The sequence below is a fragment of the Pantoea sp. NPDC088449 genome (assembly GCF_044753225.1).
Lineage (GTDB): Bacteria > Pseudomonadota > Gammaproteobacteria > Enterobacterales > Enterobacteriaceae > Pantoea > Pantoea floridensis.
On sequence record NZ_JBIVMT010000003.1, the window covers coordinates 337,295 to 360,376 of the forward strand.

Below are 23,082 nucleotides of genomic sequence, written 5' to 3' on the forward strand. Positions count from 1 at the left end.
TAGTACACGTGCCTCTTAGATTGCGGCGGCCAGTCTACATAACTCGTCGTGAAAACTTTCAGTCATTTTCATCAAAAAGTGTGAACCGGCTCAAATTAGAAGTTTTGACGAACAGAAAAGCCCTCATCTCTGAAGATGATGACTTTACAGGTATTCAGGCAATAAAAGTTCGTCAGCTATTGCTGGTCAGATTCTGATAAATCGTCTTGTGTCTGGCCGAGTTGCGCCAGTTCCAACAATGCGTATCGGTGTTCAACAAAGTTGTTTACGTTGTTGGCCACCGCCAGTTTGAACAACGCTTTCGCGTCGTCCTTCTCCCCCAGACTTAGGTAGTACTTACCTAAATAGAAGTTGGTTTCACTGAGATGTTCAGCGAGCGAGGTGTTATCCGTTGCGTCCGCCTTGAGACGTTCCATCAATGTTTTTTCACTGATGTCGCCAAGGTAGAACTCGACAATATTCCATCCCCATTGGTCCCGGACCGCTTTGTCATGACGCTGTCTCAGCGTAACTTTCGCCTTGTCGGCATCCATATCGCTTTCAACGAGATAGAGCCAAAGGCTGCGGAAAGGATCGTTAGGATCGTCTTGATAAAACGCCAGCAGATCATCTTGCGCTAACTTGTATCGACCGCCGTAATAGAGGGCGATACCACGGTTTAAATGCGCATAGTTGTAAGTTGGATCAAGCTCAAGTACAGAATCAAACGCTTCATAGGCAGCATCAAAATTGCCTGCCTGCGTTAAGTATATACCGAGATAGTTAAATACCTCAGGCATATCTGGTCTTATAGACAGCGCTTGCGAAAAATCGTTCCGCGCTAATGCCCTCAGACCCAAACTATCATACAACACTCCGCGCTCATATAACAGCTGTGCGCGTTCATCATCGGTAAGGGCACGACTGGCAAGAATTTGTTCCATGCGCGCAAGAATGACTTCTTGCTGCAGTGTGGGCTGCAAAGGTACTGCCAGAACTTCGTTCTTACGCCAATTGGAGTTGCTGCATCCTGCCAGCGTGATAGCTGTCGCAACAAAACACCAGCGCAAAAAAGGCTTCATTTCCCACTCCCGAATACAAACATTGGGACAACCATCCTGTCATCCTCCTGCTGTGCACAAGGATTCCCGCCCTCGCGATGATCTAAATACCTCTCCCCGCAGAGCAGGGAGAGGCCAATCGGTAAACGCTTACTCGGCGTCAGATGCATCAGTGGCAGCGGTGGCAACTTCTTCCGCTGGTTTCTGCTCTGTCGCTTCTTTGATGCTCAGCCGTACACGGCCCTGACGGTCCACTTCCATGACTTTCACTGGAACTTCCTGGCCCATCTGCAGGTAGTCGGTCACTTTTTCAACGCGCTTATCGGCGATCTGAGAAATATGAACCAAACCTTCTTTACCGCCGCCGATGGCCACGAATGCACCGAAATCAACGATACGTGTCACTTTGCCAGAGTAAACGCGGCCAACTTCGATCTCAGCAGTGATCTCTTCGATGCGACGAATGGCTTCTTTGGCTTTCAGGCTATCAGTTGCAGCGATCTTCACGGTGCCATCATCTTCGATTTCGATGGTAGTACCGGTTTCTTCGGTCAGCGCACGGATAACCGAGCCGCCTTTACCGATAACATCTTTGATCTTGTCTGAACTGATTTTGATGGTGTAAATGCGCGGCGCGAACTCAGAGATTTCCTGACGCGGCGTGCTGATTGCCTGTTCCATCACGCTCAGGATATGCAGACGTGCACCCTTCGCCTGGTTCAGAGCAACCTGCATGATTTCGCGGGTGATACCTTCGATTTTGATATCCATCTGCAGCGCGGTGATACCCTCGCGGCTACCCGCAACTTTGAAGTCCATGTCGCCGAGGTGATCTTCGTCACCCAGGATGTCAGACAGAACCACAAAGTTGTCAGCTTCTTTAACCAGACCCATAGCAATACCGGCTACGGCTGCTTTGATCGGTACACCTGCGTCCATCAGTGCCAGAGAAGCACCACACACAGAAGCCATTGAAGAAGAACCGTTTGATTCGGTGATTTCTGACACCACACGTACAGTGTATGGGAAATCAGCTTGCTTAGGCATTACTGCCAGCACGCCACGCTTCGCCAGACGGCCGTGACCAATCTCACGACGCTTCGGTGAGCCAACCATACCGGTTTCGCCCACGCAGTACGGAGGGAAATTGTAGTGGAACAGGAAGCTATCAGTACGCTCGCCCATCAACTCATCCAGATTCTGCGCGTCACGCGCGGTACCCAGCGTTGCGGTAACCAGCGCCTGCGTTTCACCACGGGTGAACAGTGAAGAACCGTGCGTGCGCGGCAGTACGCCAGTACGCACGTCGAGGCCGCGAATCATATCTTTTTCACGACCATCGATACGCGGTTCGCCACGGATAATACGGCTACGCACAACGCTTTTCTCGAGGTCATGCACGATGTCAGCGATGTCGCCTGCATCCAGGGTTTCGTCTTCAGCCTGCAGAGCGGCGATGGTCGCGTCTTTAACTGCGCCAACCTGCGTGTAACGCTCTTGCTTGTCGGTGATGCGGTAAGCATCGCTGATGCCTGCTTCTGCCAATGCAGTAACGCGTGCGATCAATGCATCGTTAGTTGGCAATGGCTGCCAATCCCAACGTGGCTTACCGGCTTCAGCAACCAGCGCATTGATGTTTTCGATTACGATCTGCTGCTGATCGTGGCCATAGACCACGGCACCCAGCATCTGCTCTTCAGTCAGGATGTCTGCTTCAGATTCAACCATCAGCACCGCATTCTGTGTACCGGCAACCACCAGGTTCAAACGAGATTCATTGATCTCATCGGCAGTTGGGTTCAGAACGTACTGATCGTTGATATAACCCACGCGAGCAGCACCGATTGGACCATTGAACGGCAGCCCAGACAGCGCTAACGCTGCAGAAGCACCGATCATCGCCACGATGTCCGGGTTAACTTGTGGATTTACAGAAACAACGGTCGCAATGACCTGCACTTCGTTGATGAAGCCTTCCGGGAAGAGCGGACGAACTGGGCGGTCAATCAGACGTGAGATCAGGGTTTCGCCTTCGCTTGGACGGCCTTCACGACGGAAGAAACTACCCGGGATACGACCAGCAGCGTAAGTACGCTCCTGATAGTTAACCGTCAGCGGGAAGAAATCCTGACCTGGTTTCGTTTTTTTCTGGCCAACAACGGTAACGAATACAGCCGTGTCATCCATGCTCACCATTACTGCTGCGGTAGCCTGGCGCGCCATCATGCCGGTTTCCAGCGTGACGGTATGCTGACCATATTGGAATTTGCGTACGATCGGGTTCAGCAAAATTTAAGTCCTTAAATTCGGGGGCGCAGCCTATTATGGCGCGCCGGGGATTACCGATCTTTAGTTGCATCCTCGCGACTAATGACAACCTTAACCGCCCTTGCGGTAAAGCCTCTCATTAGCCGCGCGAACCTCTGCAAGCAAAGATCGCTCTCTGCAACAATACATGAGTTTGGTCCGGATTGCTGCGGATTGCTCGAAAAAAGGGGCCATCAAGGCCCCCTTTTCGCGAAACTCGCACAAATCTGATCGTCAGATGCGTTTTTTTGCATACTGGATGCGCTACACCCTTGATCAGATTCTTCAGACTTAGCGACGCAGACCCAGGCTTTCGATCAGACCGGTGTAACGTGCAACGTCTTTACGCTTCAGGTAGTCCAGCAGCTTACGACGCTGAGATACCATGCGCAGCAGACCGCGACGGCTGTGGTGATCTTTCTTGTGCTCAGAGAAGTGACCCTGCAGGTGATTGATCTGAGCAGTCAGCAGAGCAACCTGAACTTCAGTTGAACCGCTGTCGTTGGTACCACGACCGTATTTAGCAACGATCTCTGCTTTAGCTTCTACGCTTAGAGACATAATAAACTCCAGTAATAAATGAATGTATGGGTGCCGATCTCTAATTCAGCAGCCCGCTTTTAAAGCCGCGCCATTCTACTCTTCGCCTGATAGCAACGCAAATGCGCCGTTACGTCAGATTTGAGTCGCTTGATTATGCAGGAAATTCTACCACCAGACGACGCGGCGCCACGCGCCCGTCATCAGCAATTTCGGCCATACCAATGAATTTGTGCTCATCACCTTCGGTCACGCGCACCAAGCCTTGTTCCGGCGCATCTGCCACCTGAACCGGCATTCCTTGCTTGAAATAGGTCGCCACAGCAGGCAAGAGATTCACAATTGGGAACTCTTCAGCCGGGCTATCCATTGGTAGCAATAACGCGTCAAGCGCGCTGTAATCCGGCGGTACCGCCATGTTGACGGTGGCGGCCACTTCCTGCAGCTGCTCCAGCGTCACCATTCTTTCAATGGGATAACGTGCCACCTGCAAACGACGCAGCATGATCACATGCGCACCACAACCAAGCTTCTCACCGAGATCGTCAATGATGGTACGGATGTAAGTGCCTTTAGAGACATGAATCTCTAGCTCCAGCTCATCCCCTTCCCAGCGAATAAACTGCAGTTCGAACACTTTGATCGGACGTGCTTCACGCGGCACGGTAATGCCTTCGCGCGCGTATTCATACAACTTACGTCCCTGATACTTCAGCGCGGAAAACATGGTCGGCACCTGCAGGGTGTCACCGCGAAAATACTCCAGCGCTGCATCCAGCTCAGCCTGATTAAACGTAATTGCACGCGTTTCAACAATATTACCGTCGGCATCTGACGTATCGGTACGTTCACCAAGACGAGCGATGACACGATAGCGCTTGTCAGAATCGAGCAGATACTGCGAAAACTTGGTGGCTTCACCGAGGCATACCGGCAACATGCCGGTTGCCAGCGGATCAAGCGCGCCGGTGTGGCCCGCTTTATTCGCATTAAACAGGCGTTTTACTTTCTGCAGTACATCATTGGAGGATGCGCCTTGATGCTTATCCAGCAGAAACACACCGTGGACGTCGCGACCGCGACGACGAGGACGACTCATTAGTCCTCCTTGTCATCTTCCGCCGGGCTATCGCCACGACGCTCAACATCACTCTTGATAACATTGCTGACCAGGTTCGACATGCGCATGCCTTCAATCAGCGAATTGTCGTAGAAGAAGGTCAGTTCCGGCACGATACGTAAACGCATCGCTTTGCCTACCAGCGTGCGAATATAACCAGAGGCTTCTTTCAGCGCCTTCAGCCCGTTTTGCACCGCTTCTTCGTCTTTGTCATTTAAAAAGGTCACAAACACCTTGGCATAAGCCAGATCGCGGGAGACTTCAACACCCGAAACTGTCACCATCATTCCAAGACGCGGATCTTTAATTTCGCGCTGCAGGATGATTGCAATCTCTTTCTGCAACTCCTGAGAAACGCGCTGTGGGCGGCCAAATTCTTTTGCCATTATTCTTTCTCCCAAATAATTCGGGAGGCCAGAGGCCTCCCAAATTGCAACACATCAAATGATGATCAATCGATGGTGCGTTTAATTTCAATCACTTCGAAGACTTCGATCATATCGCCAACGCGAACGTCGTTGTAGTTCTTCACACCGATACCACATTCCATGCCGTTACGAACTTCGTTGACGTCATCTTTGAAACGACGCAGTGATTCCAGTTCGCCTTCATAGATAACCACGTTGTCACGCAGTACACGGATTGGGTTGTGACGCTTGATGTTGCCTTCGGTGACCATACAGCCCGCGATAGCGCCAAATTTCGGTGATTTGAACACGTCACGTACAGCAGCCAGACCGATAATCTGCTGTTTGTACTCTGGTGCCAACATACCGCTCATCGCTGCTTTCACTTCGTCGATCAGATTATAGATCACGGAGTAGTAACGCAGATCGACGCTCTCAGCTTCAATTACGCGGCGAGCAGAAGCATCAGCACGTACGTTGAAGCCAAGGATGATCGCGTTGGATGCTGCAGCCAGCGTCGCGTCGGTTTCGGTGATACCACCTACACCCGAACCGATAATCCGCACCTTCACTTCGTCGGTAGAGAGTTTCAGCAGGGAATCGGAGATCGCTTCCACAGAACCTTGTACGTCAGATTTCAGCACGATGTTCAGCTCGGACACTTCGCCTTCGGTCATGTTGGCGAACATGTTCTCCAACTTCGACTTCTGCTGACGCGCCAGCTTAACTTCACGGAATTTGCCCTGACGATACAGTGCAACTTCACGCGCTTTCTTCTCATCACGAACTACGGTCGCTTCATCACCCGCTGCCGGCACACCGGACAGACCGAGGATTTCAACTGGAATGGATGGACCCGCTTCCAGGACTTCACGACCCAGTTCATCACGCATCGCACGTACACGGCCGTATTCAAAGCCACACAGCACGATATCGCCTTTGTTCAGCGTACCTTCACGTACCAGCACGGTTGCAACCGGACCACGACCTTTATCGAGGAACGATTCAATCACCACGCCGCTCGCCATACCTTCACGGATAGCGGACAGTTCCAGCACTTCGGCCTGCAGCAGAATCGCGTTCAACAGATCGTCAATACCGGTACCGGCTTTCGCTGATACGTTAACGAACATGTTCTCGCCGCCCCACTCTTCCGGAATAATACCGTATTGGGTCAGTTCGTTCTTAACGCGGTCTGGATCAGAATCAGGCTTATCAACTTTGTTGACTGCAACAACCACTGGCACACCGGCTGCTTTCGCATGCTGGATCGCTTCGATGGTCTGTGGCATCACGCCGTCATCAGCCGCAACCACGAGGATTACGATATCCGTTGCCTGCGCACCACGTGCACGCATTGCGGTAAACGCGGCGTGACCAGGGGTGTCGAGGAAGGTGATCATGCCGTTATCGGTTTCAACGTGATATGCACCGATATGCTGGGTAATACCACCCGCTTCGCCTGACGCGACTTTCGTAGAACGAATGTAGTCAAGCAGCGAGGTTTTACCGTGGTCAACGTGACCCATGATGGTCACAACCGGCGCACGACTTTCCTGCGCAGCATCGGTATCACGATCGTCCATTACCGCTTCTTCCAGCTCGTTCTCACGGCGCAGGATCACTTTGTGACCCATTTCTTCCGCGACTAACTGAGCCGTTTCCTGATCGATAACCTGGTTAATGGTCGCCATTGCGCCCATTTTCATCATAGCTTTGATGACCAGTGAACCTTTGATCGCCATTTTATTGGCCAGTTCAGCAACGGTGATGGTTTCACCGATGACAACATCGCGGTTAACAGCCTGAGCGGGTTTGTTGAAGCCTTGCTGCAGGGTGCTTGGCTTGCGGTGTTTACCACCTTTGCCGCCACGAACCTGAGCGCGCGCTTCTTCACGATCGGTTTTAGCTTCAGAATGCTTGTTGCCTTTCTTCACCGGACGTGCAGCTTTAGTGGTGCGAGCACGTGCGCGGCCTGCTTCAACCTGGCGATCGTTCTCATCTTCTGCCTGACGGGCGTGAGTTGAGGTCGTGACGTGATAGTCGCCTTTGTCCTCTTCCTCAGGTTTTTCCCATTCGGCTGATTTTTCTTCTGCCAGGCGGCGGGCTTCTTCTGCCACGCGGCGGGCGTCTTCTTCCAGCTTACGACGCGCTTCTTCTTCCGCTTTACGTTTCAGTTCGGCAGCTTCAGCTTCACGACGGGCTTTATCAGACTGCGCAGCCTTAGCTGCTACGTCGGTAGGTTGATTAGTCACTTTCTCTTTTTCCGCTGCTTCACGTTTGGCCTTGTCAGCGGCTTCGCGCTTGGCTTTATCTTCGGCTTCACGTTGCGCTTTCTGTTCAGCTTCGCGACGGGCTTGTTCTTCCGCCTCGCGACGCGCCTGCTCTTCCGCTTCACGCTGCGCCTCGGCTTCCGCTTCTGCCTGAGCTTGCTCAGACTCTGCGTCGCCTTTCACGTATGTGCGTTTTTTGCGGACTTCGATTTGTACCGACTTACTTTTACCCCCGGTGACGGGAATATTCAAGGTGCTGCGCGTCTTGCGCTGCAAAGTCAGCTTACTTGAACCGGTCTGACCGTGCTCACGATTCAGGTGAGACAGTAAGGTTTCTTTCTCTTGCTGTGACACCGCATCGTTCTCAGACTTACGGATCCCTGCATCAGCAAATTGCTGTACCAGGCGATCGACCGGGGTCTGAATTTCGGCGGCCAGCGATTTTACGGTTACATCTGTCATGCTGTTCCTTCCTGTTATTACGCGTCATCGCCGAACCAGCAGATATTACGTGCAGCCATAATCAGCGCACCGGCTTTCTCGTCATCCAGCCCTTCAATATCTGTCAGATCGTCAACACCTTGCTCAGCGAGATCTTCCAGCGTGCAAACGCCTTTCGACGCCAGGCGATACGCCAGCGCACGATCCAAGCCCTCAAGATTCAGAAGGTCCTCAGCGGGCTCCTGATTACCAAGGCTCTCTTCTTTCGCTAATGCCAGGGTAGTTAACGCATTTTTTGCTCGTTCACGCAGGGCTTCAATGGTCTCTTCATCGAGGCCGTCGATTTCCAGCAGCTCGTTGATTGGCACATAAGCCAATTCTTCCAGCGAAGAGAAGCCCTCTTCCACCAGAATGGTGGCGAACTCTTCGTCGATGTCGAGATGTTTGGTGAACATATCGATCGCTGCATGGGCTTCAGCTTGGTGCTTCGCCTGCAGATCATCGACGGTCATCACGTTCAGTTCCCAACCGCTCAGCTGGGAAGCCAGACGCACGTTTTGGCCGTTACGGCCGATCGCCTGAGCCAGATTGCCAGCTTCAACAGCGATATCCATGGTGTGATTATCTTCATCCACCACAATTGACGCCACATCTGCAGGCGCCATAGCGTTGATAACGAACTGCGCTGGGTTGTCGTCCCACAGTACAATATCGATACGCTCGCCACCCAGCTCGCTCGAAACCGCCTGCACGCGCGCACCGCGCATACCGACGCAAGCGCCCACTGGATCAATACGTTTATCGTTGGTTTTCACTGCGATTTTGGCGCGTGAACCCGGATCGCGCGCTGCCGCTTTGATCTCGATAACTTCTTCGCCAATTTCTGGCACCTCAATGCGGAACAACTCAATCAACATTTCGGGTTTAGAACGGGTCACGAACAGCTGAGCACCACGCGCTTCAGGGCGAACGGCGTACAGCACACCGCGGATGCGGTCGCCTGGACGGAAGTTCTCACGTGGCAGCATGTCTTCGCGCACAATCACCGCTTCAGCATTGCTGCCAAGATCCAGTGAAATATTGTCGCGGTTCACCTTCTTCACCACGCCAGTGATGATTTCGCCTTCGTGTTGACGGAACTGATCAACCACCATCGCGCGCTCAGCTTCACGTACTTTTTGTACGATAACCTGCTTAGCGGTTTGGGTAGTGATACGGTCGAAGGTGACAGACTCAATCTGATCTTCAACATATTCGCCCAGATTGAACGCTTCGTCTTCATAGCGGGCTGCATCCAGCGTGATCTCGCGAGTCGGCTGCGTAACTTCTTCAACAATCTGCCAGCGACGGAAGGTGTCGAAATCGCCGCTACGACGGTCAATGCTGACACGCACTTCGATCTCTTGCTCATACTTCTTTTTGGTCGCAGTGGCCAAAGCGCTCTCCAGCGCTTCGAAGATTTTCTCACGCGGCAGGGCTTTTTCGTTAGAAACGGCTTCTACTACAGCTAAGATCTCTTTGTTCATCCTGGTTAGCCTCAATCCGGACTTTTAAAAGTGGGGGACCAGGTTCGCTTTCTGAATGTTGCTCAGCGCGAACACTTCATCGTTACCCTCAACGGTTACCGTAATCATCTCGCCTTCAACAGACTTGATGATTCCCTGCCATTTACGACGGTTTTGTACGGCCATGCGTAGTACCAGGCTCACCTCGTCACCGGCAAAACGTGCATAGTGTTCAGCAGTGAAAAGAGGACGTTCGAGACCCGGCGAGGAAACTTCAAGGTTGTAAGCCACGGTAATAGGATCTTCCACATCCATTACTGCGCTGACCTGGTGGCTAACATCGGCGCAATCATCAACATTGATACCCTCTTCACTATCAATATAGATGCGCAAGGTTGATGTGCGACCACGAATAAACTCGATACCGACTAATTCGTAGCCAAGCGCTTCTACTGGAGCAGAGATCAACTCTGTCAATTTTTGCTCTAATGTGGACAAGCCCACCCCCAAGACATAAAAAAAGGGCCTATAGCCCAGTGTGTCGATTTCCTGATAACAAAAAACCCCGAATATTCGGGGCTTTTTGTGACTGGACCCTGTACGCCGCATAGCGGCTTCGGAGCACAATCCAAAAGAATTTTTTTCAAAATCACTGATGAGTGCGTCCGTCGATGCATACAGTATATTTGAAAAAGAACTCTAAGGGAAAGTGGTTGCGGGGGCCGGATTTGAACCGACGACCTTCGGGTTATGAGCCCGACGAGCTACCAGGCTGCTCCACCCCGCGTCCGAAAACGTGGCGAATAATACGCCGACCTTGCAAAAAACGCAAGTTATACTGAGATTTGGTACCGAGGACGGGACTTGAACCCGTAAGCCCTTTCGAGCACTACCACCTCAAGGTAGCGTGTCTACCAATTTCACCACCTCGGTACATCACTAGACTGCAACGTTACATTGTTGCACTACAGCGTTGACGATCTTACTGCGGGATATCATTGCCCGGCGTAGCCGGTTTAGCTGGCTGAGTCTGCTGTTCAGACTGAGCTGGCGCAGTGAGGTTATCCCACTCACTTCCTTTGGCTGTTTTATTCGAGTTCAGATTGCCAAGAACCAGACTGATAATGAAGAACAGCGTAGCCAGTACCGCAGTCATGCGAGTCATAAAGTTGCCAGACCCGTTTGAACCGAACAGCGTACCAGAAGCGCCTGCACCGAATGATGCTCCCATATCAGCGCCTTTGCCTTGCTGCAGCATGATCAAACCTACGAGGCCAATCGCTACAATAAGGAAAACAACTAACAGAGCTTCGTACATAATCAACCTGTTTCCTTGCGCATTTTCTGCACAGTTAAAGCTTCAACCAATATTGATGGGGCGTCTCGTCATCACCCATCAGAAGCGGGTGTGAATACTAACCAAAGGGACATACCTCTGCAAGTGCAATTTTCACCAATGCTCTCGATTGCGGAAAAAAGCACCATCCCGGTGATTTTACAGGCGGAAAAGGTAAAATCTTTCCGCCTGAATAGCCTTATACGGCTTTTACTGCATCCGCAATTTTGTGTGCCAGCGCACTAACCTGCGCCTCGTCTTCGCCCTCCACCATCACGCGAATCAACGGTTCAGTGCCGGACTTACGCAGCAACACCCGACCACGTCCCGCCAGCGTTTTTTCAACTTCAGCGGTTACGGCTTTCACACTGTCGCTTTCCAACGGATCGTTTTCACCTGCAAAACGCACGTTGACGAGGATCTGCGGTAACATTTTCATGCCACTGCATAGATCGTGCAGAGTCATATGGTTGCGCACAACAGCAGTAAGTACTTGCAAACTTGCTACAATGCCGTCACCGGTGGTGGTTTTATCCAGCAGAATAACGTGACCAGAATTTTCAGCGCCTAAACGCCAGCCTTTCTCCTGCATTTTTTCCAGCACATAGCGGTCACCGACTTTCGCACGGGTGAAAGGAATGCCCAGCTGTTTCAGCGCCAGTTCCAGTCCCATATTACTCATCAACGTTCCGATCACACCGCCACGCAGCTGGCCCTGGCGCAATCCTTCACGCGCGATGATGTAAAGAATTTGGTCACCGTCGACCTTATGGCCCAAATGGTCAACCATCATGATGCGATCGCCGTCGCCATCGTAGGCCAGCCCGAGGTCGGCTTTTTCTTCCAATACGCGATGCTGCAGCAGACGCAAATCGGTGGCGCCGCAATCTTTATTGATGTTCATACCATCCGGCTGCGTACCGATAGCAATCACGGTAGCGCCGAGTTCGCGCAGCACGTTTGGAGCGATGTGGTATGTCGCGCCATTCGCGCAATCAACCACAATCTTGAGTCCGTTGAGGCTCAATTCGCTCGGGAAGGTACCTTTACAGAACTCGATGTAACGGCCTGCAGCATCCACAATGCGGCTAGCGCGGCCCAGCTCAGCAGACTCAACGCAGGTGATGGGTTTTTCCATCTCCAGCTCAATGGCTTCTTCAACTTCATCCGGCAGCTTGGTGCCTTCAGCCGAGAAGAATTTAATGCCGTTATCATCAAACGGATTATGCGACGCTGAAATCACAATGCCCGCTTCGGCACGGAAAGTACGCGTCAGGTAAGCGATGGCCGGCGTTGGCATTGGCCCGGTAAAGGCCGCAGATAATCCGGCGGCGGCTAGACCCGCTTCCAGCGCCGATTCCAGCATATAGCCTGAAATACGCGTATCTTTACCAATCAATACTTTGCGAGATCCCTGGCGCGCCAGCACTTTGCCCGCCGCCCAGCCCAGCTTGAGGACAAAATCAGGGGTAATCGGCGCTTCACCGACTTTGCCGCGAATACCATCTGTACCGAAATATTTACGATTACTCATGCCTTTATCCTTTTGCTCTTCGTGTCGCTTCGACGACGCGCATCGCTTCGACCGTCTCTTTCACATCATGTACGCGAATAATTTGTGCCCCTTGCATAGCGGCGATCACCGCACAGCTTAGGCTGCCGGTCAGGCGCTGCGCCGGGCCAACATTTAATAGCTGTCCAACCATCGATTTACGCGACATTCCTACCAACAGCGGTAAACCGTAATGGTGGAAATGGCTCAGATGCGCCAGCAGTTCATAGTTGTGGCTGAGATTCTTACCGAATCCGAAGCCTGGATCGAGCAGCAGATTCTCTTTTTTTATTCCAGCCGCTTCACAGCGCGCAATCTGCGCAGCGAAGTAAGCGTCCACTTCGCTGACAATATCTTGATACTCCGGTGCTTGCTGCATGGTGCGTGGCTCACCTTGCATGTGCATCAGACATACCGGCAACGCCGATTCGGCAGCCGCAGCCAATGCGCCCGGTTCAGATAAGGAACGAATATCATTGATGATGTGAGCACCTACTCGCGCTGCCTCACGGATGACTTCAGCCTTTGAAGTATCCACGGAAATCCACACCTCAAAGCGCTGAGCGATGGCTTCCACTACGGGAATCACACGTTCCAGCTCTTCTTCCACGCTAACTTCATCAGCCCCGGGACGCGTCGATTCACCACCAACGTCAATAATGGTGGCACCGGCATTCACCATCTCATTGGTATGCGTTAACGCATCCACCAAAGTGTTGTGAGTGCCACCATCTGAGAAAGAGTCCGGCGTGACATTTAAAATACCCATCACATGGGGAAAAGAGAGATCGAGATGGGAATCACGAGCGAACAACTTCATGGTGAAAATCTCCTTTGGGAAATCACTGAATCCCACAATGAAAAAACCCCGGACATGCCGGGGTTTGCATTATAACAAGCAGTGCGGGCTGCAAATCCAGCGGTAGAGTTAACATCCCGCCAGATTGCTATCACATAATCTTGTCTGAACCCGGCGTTTTCGGGTCATCTACGGGGCGAGGAGCATGGGTTGAGTCGCCGTTACCAACGGCGACTTTAGCCTCTTCCCAACCTGCAGGTGGACGCACTTCACGGCGTGCCATCAGATCGCTGATTTGTGGTGCATCAATGGTCTCATACTTCATCAGCGCGTCTTTCATCGCGTGAAGGATGTCCATGTTTTCGTTCAGGATGCGGCGAGCACGCTGATAGTTCGTATCGATAAGGTGTTTAACTTCCTGATCGATAATGCGCGCCGTTTCATCTGACATGTGTTTTGCTTTTGCCACTGAACGGCCGAGGAACACTTCGCCCTCTTCTTCAGCATAGAGCAACGGACCCAGCTTCTCGGAGAAGCCCCACTGCGTAACCATGTTGCGTGCTACGCTGGTCGCCATTTTAATGTCAGAGGAAGCACCCGTCGAAACATAGTCCGGACCATAAATGATCTCTTCCGCCAGACGTCCACCGTAAGCCACAGAAATACGGCTTTCCAGCTTTTGACGGTTAGCGCTGATCTCATCGCCCACAGGTAAGAAGAAGGCAACGCCAAGCGCACGACCACGCGGAATAATTGTCACTTTGTGCACCGGATCGTAACCCGGAACCAGAGTACCCACAATCGCGTGACCCGCTTCATGGTAAGCCGTCGATTCTTTCTGCTCTTCGGTCATCACCATGGAACGACGTTCCGCACCCATCATGATTTTGTCTTTGGCTTTTTCAAACTCAACCATCGAAACAACACGCTTATTACCGCGAGCAGCAAACAGCGCCGCTTCGTTGACCAGGTTAGCCAAATCCGCACCGGAGAAGCCCGGCGTACCACGTGCAATAACGGATGCATCCATATCGGTAGCCAGTGGCACACGACGCATATGCACTTTCAGAATCTGCTCACGACCCCGAACGTCTGGCAGACCAACCACAACCTGACGGTCAAAGCGACCTGGACGCAGCAGCGCTGGGTCAAGAACGTCTGGACGGTTAGTTGCCGCGATCACAATGATGCCTTCATTACCTTCAAAGCCATCCATCTCAACCAGCATCTGGTTCAGCGTTTGCTCACGTTCATCGTGACCACCGCCTAAACCGGCGCCACGTTGACGGCCAACCGCATCGATTTCATCGATAAAGATGATGCACGGTGCCGCTTTCTTCGCTTGCTCGAACATGTCACGCACACGAGATGCACCAACACCGACAAACATTTCAACGAAGTCAGAACCGGAGATAGTGAAGAATGGGACTTTCGCTTCGCCAGCAATCGCTTTCGCCAGCAGCGTTTTACCGGTACCCGGAGGACCGACCATCAAAACGCCTTTCGGGATTTTACCGCCCAGTTTCTGGAAACGGCTCGGCTCACGCAAATACTCAACCAGCTCACCAACTTCTTCTTTGGCCTCATCACAACCGGCCACGTCAGCGAACGTGGTTTTGATCTGATCTTCGGTCAACATGCGGGCTTTGCTCTTGCCGAAGGACATCGCGCCCTTGCCGCCGCCGCCCTGCATCTGCCGCATAAAGAAGATCCACACGCCAATCAACAGCAGCATTGGGAACCAGGAAATGAAGATTGAAGCCAGCAGGCTTGGTTCTTCTGGCGGCTCACCAACCACTTTAACGTTTTTGGTCAACAGATTATCGAGTAACTTAGGATCGTTGACGGGGATATAGGTGGTGTATTTATTGCTGTCTTTTTTGACAACGTTAATCTCACGCCCGTTAATTCGTGCCTCGCGGACCTGATCTTGGTTCACTTCCGATAGGAAAGTTGAATAATCAACCCTACGGCCATTCGACTCGCTGGGCCCAAAGCTCTGGAATACAGACATCAGCACAACCGCGATGACTAACCAGAGAATCAGGTTTTTCGCCATGTCACTCAAGGGATTAACCTCATATTACAACGATGTTAACAGACAGCGTAGGGTACTATAGATCCTTCATACCTGGAATCGCAGTGCGGATGATTTTACTTGTTTACCCTGAAACTCAGAATTAGACATCAGAATAAACGCATTGGTCGTCTTACTTTGATTCCGGCAATTCAGGCTAAAGTTTGCGCCCCGTCGCCACAATGTACACTTCGCGCGAACGAAGTCGCGAAGCGTCCGGCTTACGAATTTTCACTTTCGTAAACAGGGAGCGAATTTCCCGCAGGTATTCATCGAAGCCATCTCCCTGAAACACTTTCACTACAAAACTGCCGCCCGGCGCCAGAATATCCCGACACATTTCCAGCGCCAATTCTACCAAATACATCGAACGTGGAATATCAACCGCAGGTGTACCGCTCATATTGGGTGCCATGTCTGACATGACCACTTGCACCTTTTGGTCGCCTACGCGCTCCAGCAAAGCGTTAAGCACCGCTTCATCGCGAAAATCGCCCTGCAAAAAATCAACGCCAACTATCGGGTCCATTGGTAACAGATCGCAGGCGATGATACGACCACTTGATCCGATAAGCTGAACCACATATTGCGACCAACCGCCGGGTGCTGCACCCAGATCAACCACCGTCATGCCGGGTTTGAAAATCTTGTCACCCTGCTGTATTTCCTCAAGTTTAAACCAGGCACGCGAACGTAACCCTTTTTTCTGTGCCTGCAGCACATATTTATCGCTAAAGTGTTCCTGAAGCCAGCGACTGGAACTGGCCGAACGCTTTTTACCCGTCATAATTTTTCCAATTAAATCGTCATCGTAGCGATAAATCAGCACGCAATGGTCGCGTTGATTTGGCGATATACTCGAGATGGCGGTAGAATGAACCGTTTTCAATCCCTGAGTAAGCAAAAAATACGATGAATCTGAGTACCAAACAAAAACAGCACCTGAAAGGCCTTGCCCATCCGCTTAAGCCGGTTGTCATGCTGGGCGGTAATGGCCTTACTGAAGGCGTGCTCGCCGAAATCGAACTGGCGCTCGAGCATCACGAATTGATCAAGGTAAAAATTGCCTCGGAAGATCGTGAAACTAAGCAGCTGATCGTTGACGCTATCGTGCGTGAAACAAAAGCAGGCAACGTACAGGTCATCGGCAACACGCTGGTGCTGTATCGCCCTGCAAAAGAGCGCAAAATTACTCTTCCGCGTTAATCATGCCCTTAAAGGCGGCGACGGGCAAAGAAAGTGCCACGCTCCTGCATGTGATAAAAGGCCGCAATGCGGCCTTTTTCCTTTCTTTACAAAATGCAGCGACATATTGCAAAGCGTAGCAATAGCTTAAAGGTATTCCACCTTTAGCACTTCATATTCCACATCCCCGCCGGGGGTTTTCACAATCGCTACGTCGTCCGCTGATTTACCCACCAACCCACGCGCCATCGGTGAATTCACTGAAATCAGGTTCTGTTTAAAATCAGCTTCATCGTCACCCACAATGCGGTAGGTGAACTCTTCATCCGTATCCACATTCAGGATGGTTACGGTAGCGCCAAAAATCACGCGACCGGTTTTTGGCATGGCGGTCACATCAATGACCTGCGCATTAGAGAGTTTGGCTTCAATCTCTTGAATACGCCCCTCGCAGAAACCCTGTTCTTCGCGAGCCGCATGGTATTCGGCATTCTCTTTCAAATCGCCGTGCTCACGGGCTGTGGCGATGGAGGCGATAATGCGCGGACGCTTCACGGATTTCAGTTCGTTCAGCTCTTCGCGCAGCTTCTCAGCGCCTTTCAACGTCATCGGAATCTGATTCATTTTGGCTCCTCGTCATCTATCCTGGTTAACGGCGTCATCCTGACCGGTGACAGCAGAAAACAGCTTCTGCGGCGCGTTACCTCTTTTCACAAGCAAAAGAAGCCTGACCCGGAAAGCTTTCCGGGTCAGGTTCGGTTTTGCATTTTGATACGTATTTTACCCCAGAGTTCCCTGTGGGTCATCGTTTACTTTGCACCGTCTGGGGACGTAGTATTGACGCCTTCACCCGTCAGTTACCGCGAGATTATGCGATTTTCACGACTTGTTACCGGATTAACCTGTGCGTTTATGCTGCAGGCACAAGCAGCTCCCGTTGAAGAATACATGCAGTATTTGCCAGACGGCGCAAACCTGGCGCTGATGGTACAAAAAGTGGGCGCATCAACCCCGATAATCGATTATCACGGCAAACAGATGGCATTACCGGCCAGCACCATGAAGGTGGTGACGGCGCTGGCGGCCCTGCTGGAACTCGGTCCCGACTTCCGTTTCCAAACCACCATGGAAACCAAAGGCGCGGTTAACGATGGCACGCTCAATGGCGATTTAGTCGCACGTTTTGGCGGCGATCCGACGTTAAGTCGCCAGGATCTGCGCAATATGGTTGCTGCGCTAAAAAAGCAGGGCATCACCCATATCAAGGGCAATCTGGTGATCGACACCTCGGTGTTCGCCAGCCACGATATGGCCCCAGGCTGGCCGTGGAACGATCTGACGCAGTGCTTTAGTGCACCGCCGGGTGCTGCCATTGTCGATAAAAACTGTTTCTCAGTTTCGCTCTATAGCGCCACTACGCCGGGCGAGAATGCCTTTGTGCGCATCGCTTCGTATTACCCAGCGCACATGTTCAGTCAGGTGCGCACCATCGGCCGTAACAGCGGTGACGGACAATATTGCGAGCTGGATGTGGTGCCCGGCGAACTTAATCGCTACACCCTAACCGGCTGCATGCGTCAACGTGCTGAACCGCTGCCGCTGGCGTTTGCCGTGCAGGATGGCGCCGCGTGGGCCGGTGAGATCCTCAAAGCCGAGCTGCGCGCTGCCGATATCGATTACAGCGGCCATTTAGTGCGTCAATCACAAGTGACCTCACCGGGCAGCGTGCTGGCGTCAACGCAATCGGCGCCGCTGCATACACTGCTGCACACCATGCTGAAAAAGTCGGACAACATGATTGCCGATACCGTATTCCGCACCATCGGCCATCACTATTTCAACGTGCCGGGTACATTCCGCGCGGGCTCGGATGCCGTACGCCGAATCCTGCGGGAAAAAGCCGGCGTTGATCTCGGCAACAGCATTCAGGTTGATGGTTCCGGACTGTCGCGTCATGACCTGATCGCGCCAGATACCATGATGCAAGTGCTGCAATACATTGCGAAGAACGATTCGACGCTGAATTATATTTCGATGCTGCCGCTGGCGGGTTATGACGGCACCCTGCAATATCGCGGCGGTCTGCATGAAGCAGGACTGGATGGTAAAGTGTCGGCAAAAACCGGTTCACTGCAGGGCGTCTATAATCTGGCTGGATTCATTACCACCTCAAGCGGTGCGCGCGTGGCGTTTGTCCAATACCTCTCCGGCTATGCGGTTCCGCCGGAAGATCAGAAAACGCGCCGTATTCCATTGGTACGTTTTGAGAGTCGCCTCTACTCGGATATCAACAAAAATAACTGATGAAACTGCTCATTGTCGAAGATGATACGCTGCTGCAGTCGGGCCTGGCGCAAGCGCTCAGCGCGCAAGGTTACGCCATCGACTGCGCCAGTACAGCTGCCGAAAGTAATGCACTGCTGCGCAGCGGTCAGTACAGCCTGATCGTGCTCGATCTTGGCTTACCGGATCGCGATGGCGCTTCCTTGCTACGCCAGTGGCGCCGCGACGGCATCGCGGTACCCGTGCTGATCCTCACGGCGCGCGATGCGCTGGAGGATCGCGTGGATGGCCTGGATGCCGGCGCCGATGATTATCTGGTGAAGCCGTTTGCGCTGGTTGAGTTACAAGCCCGCGTAAGGGCATTAATTCGCCGCTATCAGGGCCACAGCGATAACCTGCTGCAACAGGGCGATCTGACGCTGAATCTCAGTTCGCAGCAGGTTCTGCTGGAAAATCTTCCGCTGGAGATCACGCCCAAAGAGTTCGCACTGCTGACGCGCTTACTGATGCGAGTGGGACAAAACGTCCACCGCGAAACGCTGCAGCAAGATCTCTACAGCTGGAATGACGATCCCGGCTCCAACACCCTCGAAGTTCACATTCACAATCTGCGTCGCAAGCTCGGGAAAGATCGCATCAAAACCGTGCGCGGCGTAGGTTACCGCCTGGAAATCCGCGAATGAACAGCATGCGTCAGCGGTTATTAATCATGCTGGCGCTGATCCTCCTCACCTGTCAGGTGATGAGCGCCATCTGGCTGTGGCATGAAAGCCGCGAACAAATCAGCTTTTTAGTTAACGAAACCCTTTCCGCCCAAGCGCGTAACGATCGCGTGGAAAATGAGATTCGCGAAGCCATTGCGTCGCTGCTGCTGCCCTCTTTAGTGATGGTAGGCCTTACTCTGCTGCTGTCATTTTGGGCGATTAACTGGATCATTCGCCCGCTCAAGTCGCTACAAGATAGTCTCGCGCATCGCTCGGCGGATAATCTCTCTCCTTTACCGATCTATTCAGAAATGGATGAGATTGTGGCGGTAACGTCGTCGATTAACCAACTCTTTTCGCGCCTGGATCACACGCTGCAGCAGGAACGATTATTCACCGCCGATGCGGCGCACGAGCTGCGTACGCCGCTGGCGGGATTGCGGCTGCACCTTGAGCTCCTGCATCAGCAGAACGTGCCGCAAAGCGAGATGCTGATTGAACGTATCGATCAGCTGATGCACACCGTAGAACAGCTGCTCATGCTGTCACGCGCCGGACAGGCATTGGCAGGGGGTCACTATCAGCAGGTACTGTGGCAAAAAGAGATCATGCACCCGCTGCGGCCGGAAATGGCCGAACTTTACCACCAGCGGCAGCAAATCCTGCACTGGCCACAGAGCGATGATCTACTGCAGCAAGGGGAACCGATGCTGCTGCGCCTGATGCTACGTAATTTGCTGGAAAACGCCTCACGTTACAGCCCGGAAGGTAGCGAAGTGACGGTAAAAATGCGGCAGGACAAACAGCAGGTGATTATCGAAGTGTGGGATCAGGGGCCGGGTATTGATGCGACGGCCGCAGAAGAGCTGACGCAGGCGTTTCGTCGTCGCGATCAGCGTTACGGCGGTAGCGGGCTTGGTCTTAATATTGTGCTGCGTATCGTGCAGATGCACCGCGGCAGATTGGAACTGATTAATCGTGAGGATAGCAGCGGACTGATTGCCCGCTGCTATTTGCCATTGCAACTGATTGGCTGAACGCCATCAGAAGTGGGTATTCAGACTCACATAATAAGTACGACCTGATTCATTGTAGGTATTCGCCCCCGCGCCATACAGATACGAGTTCGTCGTGGCATTGCCGGTGGTTTGCGCATTCCCTTCACGGTAGTGACGCTTATCGAACAGGTTATCGATACCCAGCGTGACGCTGGCGTACTTATTGATATCGTAGGTGCCGCTCATGCCGATAATCGAATAAGGGCTCACCGTATCAGTGGCGCTACCGGTTGAGGTATTGCCTTTGTAGTCATATTTCTTCGGCGTCTGGGTACCGTACCAGGTCAGCGTGGTCTGCAGCGACAGATCCTGCATTGCCTGCCAGCTCAGCGTCGAGTTTAGCGTGTACTCCGGAATCACCGATAAGCGATCGCCGGTCTCTTTGTTCTTACTTTGCAGCATATAAGTGAAGTTGTTGTTCCACGTTACGCTGTCCGAAAACGGCACGTTGACGGTACCTTCCAGCCCTTCCACCACCGCTTTCGGTACATTTTCCCACTTATAGATATCGGTGGTGCCATTAGAGGCTTTGCCCACTGGCGAGTAACCGGCTTCGATCTTGTTGCGGTAATCGTTGCGGAACCAGGTTAAACCGGCCTGATATCCTTCATGTTTCCACTCAAGACCAATCTCTTTGTTGATGCTGTTTTCCGCTTTCAGGTCGTTATTCCCCTGCAGATAACAAGCGCCGGTGCTGGCCGCGCAACCTTGGCCATTGCTGTACAGCAGATAGTTTGGGTTGGTCTGATACAGGCTCGGCGCTTTATACGCACGCCCTATCCCCATCTTCAGGGTGAAGTCATCACCTAAACCTTGCGACAGGTTAAGCGACGGGCTCCAGTTGTTGCCAACTATCGAGTGATGGTCGAAACGCAGACTCGGCGTCAGCATGGTGCTGTCGGTCAACTCCATGTTGTCTTCAGCAAACAGTGAAAAAATCTCTGCCTGTGAATACGGGCTGCGGCCAGTGTTATCGATGCCAGGCACCGCACCGTAGCTCGCTGCCTGGGTGTTAGAGGAGCCATCTTTCATGCGCTGCTGGTTCCATTCAGTACCCAGCGTCGCAGTTTGATTGAACAGCAGTTCAAACGGAATGCTCACTTCGCTATGCAGCAGCACATCGTCCAGCTGAATAGTGTTAAAACCGCTATTCGAGAAGATGCCCTCAGTGCCGCCCGCTAAACCTTCATTGATGCGCGAGTTGCGGGTCTTCTCATAACGCGCATAGGTATTGGTGCTGACGCCGTTATCCCATGCGCCCGTCCACTTCAGCGAGACATTTTGCCGATACAGGCGGTTAGTTTCATCACCGTACAGGCTTTTCACCAGCGCACTGGTGTTGGTGTTCTGCGTGTCGCCAGCATACAGGTTGCCCTGGCGGCTGTAGCCAGCCTGCCACTCCAGCGTTTGCATTGGCGCAAATGCCCAGCTCAGTAACGCATTGATATCTTTATTCACCGAGCCTTCACGCCCGGCTGGATAACTGCCCGCGTATGAACCGGTGCGCGCCGCCGCATGCCCCTCGTTGATGTCATAGGCATCGGCCTGAGTTTTGGCTAAACCGCCGTACAAGCGGAAGTTGAAATCATCACCCAGCGGCCCTTCCAGACTGAAGTTAGTGCGTTTGGTAGCGCCTTCCGCTTTGTGTTCTGGCACGTTGTAATAGGTGTTCCAGGAACCGTGCCACTGCTGATCGGTCTGTTTTTTGGTGATGATATTCACCACCCCGCCCGCCGCGCCGTTGCCGTAACGCACTGCTGCCGGCCCGCGAATCACATCGATATGATCGATCATCTCCGGTGGCACCCAATTGGTATCACCGCGCGTATCACGCTCGCCACGCCAGCCAAGGCGCACCGAGTTACGGCTGGTAATCGGCATGCCATCCACCATGATCAGGGTGTTTTCCGGACCCATGCCGCGAATATCGATCTGGCGATTGTTACCGCGCTGGCCGCTGGTGGAGTTACCGGTGAGATTCACGCCCGGCATGGTACGGATGATCTCGGAGACATCGCGCGCAGGCGGGTGTTTTTTAATTTCGTCGGCGGTGATAGTTGAAACCCCCGGCGCCTGCAGGTTTTGCTGCTGCGCGGTAACCATTAAGGTGCCGCCGTCCATGGATTGGGCGTCGGTACTGCTTACAGAGGTATTGCTGGAAGAAGTGTCCGCTGCCCAGGCACCGCTGGAGAGCAGTGAGGCGCTGAGCCCCAGTTCAATCAGAATGGCTAATGATAACCGTGAGTAATTTTTCATTTTATGCGTTCCTGGATTGCCAGCAAAAACCCTGAGGCTTGCGTGGCGAGCCGGTGAGAAGATCCCTGTTCCTAACGCGCCCGGATCCAGCCCCTCCAACCCTTCCTTTGCATCACCTTGCCAAATGGAAAGAGTCAGGCGGAACGAGCGTGCTCTTTTTTGAGCGCAGCCACCCTATTGCAAATGCAAATTATTATCA

General features: G+C 52.7%; 20 protein-coding genes and 2 tRNA genes. 4 read left to right on the plus strand and 18 right to left on the minus strand.

Going from position 1 to position 23,082, the window contains the following annotated elements:
* Positions 1-15: 15 nt before the first annotated feature.
* The 16 genes from yrbN to rlmE form a co-directional block, all read right to left on the minus strand.
* Positions 16-72 carry a protein YrbN gene (gene yrbN / locus ACIP6T_RS16055; RefSeq protein WP_098053093.1) on the minus strand — a complete coding sequence of 19 codons (57 nt, stop codon included), beginning with the start codon at positions 70-72 and terminating at the stop codon, positions 16-18.
* A gap of 104 nt (positions 73-176) precedes the next feature.
* On the minus strand, positions 177-1,061 hold the full coding sequence (gene nlpI / locus ACIP6T_RS16060; RefSeq protein ID WP_008104288.1) for a lipoprotein NlpI: 885 nt from the start codon (positions 1,059-1,061) through the stop codon (positions 177-179).
* Between the two features lie 129 nt (positions 1,062-1,190).
* Positions 1,191-3,329 (minus strand): polyribonucleotide nucleotidyltransferase, encoded by a 2,139-nt coding sequence (gene pnp / locus ACIP6T_RS16065; RefSeq protein WP_097095082.1) that lies wholly within the window; start codon positions 3,327-3,329, stop codon positions 1,191-1,193.
* A 309-nt stretch (positions 3,330-3,638) separates the two neighbouring features.
* Positions 3,639-3,908 carry a 30S ribosomal protein S15 gene (gene rpsO / locus ACIP6T_RS16070; protein ID WP_036620269.1) on the minus strand — a complete coding sequence of 90 codons (270 nt, stop codon included), beginning with the start codon at positions 3,906-3,908 and terminating at the stop codon, positions 3,639-3,641.
* A gap of 133 nt (positions 3,909-4,041) precedes the next feature.
* Positions 4,042-4,986 carry a tRNA pseudouridine(55) synthase TruB gene (truB, locus tag ACIP6T_RS16075; protein WP_400458098.1) on the minus strand — a complete coding sequence of 315 codons (945 nt, stop codon included), beginning with the start codon at positions 4,984-4,986 and terminating at the stop codon, positions 4,042-4,044.
* Positions 4,986-5,393 (minus strand): 30S ribosome-binding factor RbfA, encoded by a 408-nt coding sequence (gene rbfA, locus ACIP6T_RS16080; protein WP_007886693.1) that lies wholly within the window; start codon positions 5,391-5,393, stop codon positions 4,986-4,988. Before rbfA ends, truB begins: the two co-directional genes overlap by 1 nt.
* Before the next feature lie 65 nt (positions 5,394-5,458).
* Positions 5,459-8,149 carry a translation initiation factor IF-2 gene (infB, locus tag ACIP6T_RS16085; RefSeq protein WP_097095084.1) on the minus strand — a complete coding sequence of 897 codons (2,691 nt, stop codon included), beginning with the start codon at positions 8,147-8,149 and terminating at the stop codon, positions 5,459-5,461.
* Between the two features lie 17 nt (positions 8,150-8,166).
* Positions 8,167-9,654 (minus strand): transcription termination factor NusA, encoded by a 1,488-nt coding sequence (gene nusA / locus ACIP6T_RS16090; protein WP_345827359.1) that lies wholly within the window; start codon positions 9,652-9,654, stop codon positions 8,167-8,169.
* 24 nt (positions 9,655-9,678) lie between these two features.
* Positions 9,679-10,131: a ribosome maturation factor RimP gene (rimP, locus tag ACIP6T_RS16095; protein ID WP_036620302.1), complete on the minus strand. Its 453-nt coding sequence runs from the start codon at positions 10,129-10,131 to the stop codon at positions 9,679-9,681.
* A 212-nt stretch (positions 10,132-10,343) separates the two neighbouring features.
* Positions 10,344-10,420, minus strand: a tRNA-Met gene (locus ACIP6T_RS16100).
* Positions 10,421-10,479: 59 nt separating this feature from the next.
* Positions 10,480-10,566: transfer RNA gene (locus ACIP6T_RS16105), tRNA-Leu, on the minus strand.
* A 49-nt stretch (positions 10,567-10,615) separates the two neighbouring features.
* Positions 10,616-10,951, minus strand: a complete 336-nt coding sequence (secG, locus tag ACIP6T_RS16110; RefSeq protein WP_007886689.1) for a preprotein translocase subunit SecG — start codon at positions 10,949-10,951, stop codon at positions 10,616-10,618.
* 217 nt (positions 10,952-11,168) lie between these two features.
* Positions 11,169-12,503 (minus strand): phosphoglucosamine mutase, encoded by a 1,335-nt coding sequence (gene glmM / locus ACIP6T_RS16115; RefSeq protein WP_400458099.1) that lies wholly within the window; start codon positions 12,501-12,503, stop codon positions 11,169-11,171.
* 4 nt (positions 12,504-12,507) lie between these two features.
* A complete protein-coding gene (gene folP / locus ACIP6T_RS16120) occupies positions 12,508-13,341 on the minus strand; it encodes a dihydropteroate synthase (RefSeq protein WP_345827360.1) in 834 nt (277 codons plus the stop codon).
* Between the two features lie 130 nt (positions 13,342-13,471).
* The gene (gene ftsH / locus ACIP6T_RS16125; protein WP_400458100.1) at positions 13,472-15,379 is read right to left on the minus strand and encodes an ATP-dependent zinc metalloprotease FtsH; all 1,908 of its coding nucleotides are present in this window, start codon (positions 15,377-15,379) and stop codon (positions 13,472-13,474) included.
* 175 nt (positions 15,380-15,554) lie between these two features.
* Positions 15,555-16,184, minus strand: a complete 630-nt coding sequence (gene rlmE, locus ACIP6T_RS16130) for a 23S rRNA (uridine(2552)-2'-O)-methyltransferase RlmE (protein WP_007886684.1) — start codon at positions 16,182-16,184, stop codon at positions 15,555-15,557.
* 125 nt (positions 16,185-16,309) lie between these two features.
* Here rlmE and yhbY point away from each other — a divergent pair, with 125 nt between their 5' ends.
* Positions 16,310-16,603, plus strand: a complete 294-nt coding sequence (gene yhbY / locus ACIP6T_RS16135; RefSeq protein WP_007886683.1) for a ribosome assembly RNA-binding protein YhbY — start codon at positions 16,310-16,312, stop codon at positions 16,601-16,603.
* A 126-nt stretch (positions 16,604-16,729) separates the two neighbouring features.
* On the opposite strand, the gene greA is transcribed toward yhbY, so the two are convergent.
* Entirely contained in the window at positions 16,730-17,206 is a 477-nt protein-coding gene (gene greA, locus ACIP6T_RS16140) for a transcription elongation factor GreA (protein ID WP_008104312.1), read from the minus strand.
* 246 nt (positions 17,207-17,452) lie between these two features.
* Here greA and dacB point away from each other — a divergent pair, with 246 nt between their 5' ends.
* From dacB to pmrB, 3 genes are read left to right on the plus strand one after another with little or no spacing between them, the layout of a single operon-like run.
* Positions 17,453-18,886, plus strand: coding sequence for a serine-type D-Ala-D-Ala carboxypeptidase (gene dacB, locus ACIP6T_RS16145; protein ID WP_097097602.1), 1,434 nt, complete (start codon positions 17,453-17,455; stop codon positions 18,884-18,886).
* Positions 18,886-19,548, plus strand: a complete 663-nt coding sequence (gene pmrA / locus ACIP6T_RS16150; RefSeq protein ID WP_400458101.1) for a two-component system response regulator PmrA — start codon at positions 18,886-18,888, stop codon at positions 19,546-19,548. Before dacB ends, pmrA begins: the two co-directional genes overlap by 1 nt.
* On the plus strand, positions 19,545-20,606 hold the full coding sequence (gene pmrB / locus ACIP6T_RS16155) for a two-component system sensor histidine kinase PmrB (protein WP_400458102.1): 1,062 nt from the start codon (positions 19,545-19,547) through the stop codon (positions 20,604-20,606). Before pmrA ends, pmrB begins: the two co-directional genes overlap by 4 nt.
* Positions 20,607-20,612: 6 nt before the next feature.
* On the opposite strand, the gene ACIP6T_RS16160 is transcribed toward pmrB, so the two are convergent.
* Entirely contained in the window at positions 20,613-22,883 is a 2,271-nt protein-coding gene (locus tag ACIP6T_RS16160) for a TonB-dependent siderophore receptor (RefSeq protein ID WP_097095092.1), read from the minus strand.
* Positions 22,884-23,082 lie beyond the last annotated feature (199 nt).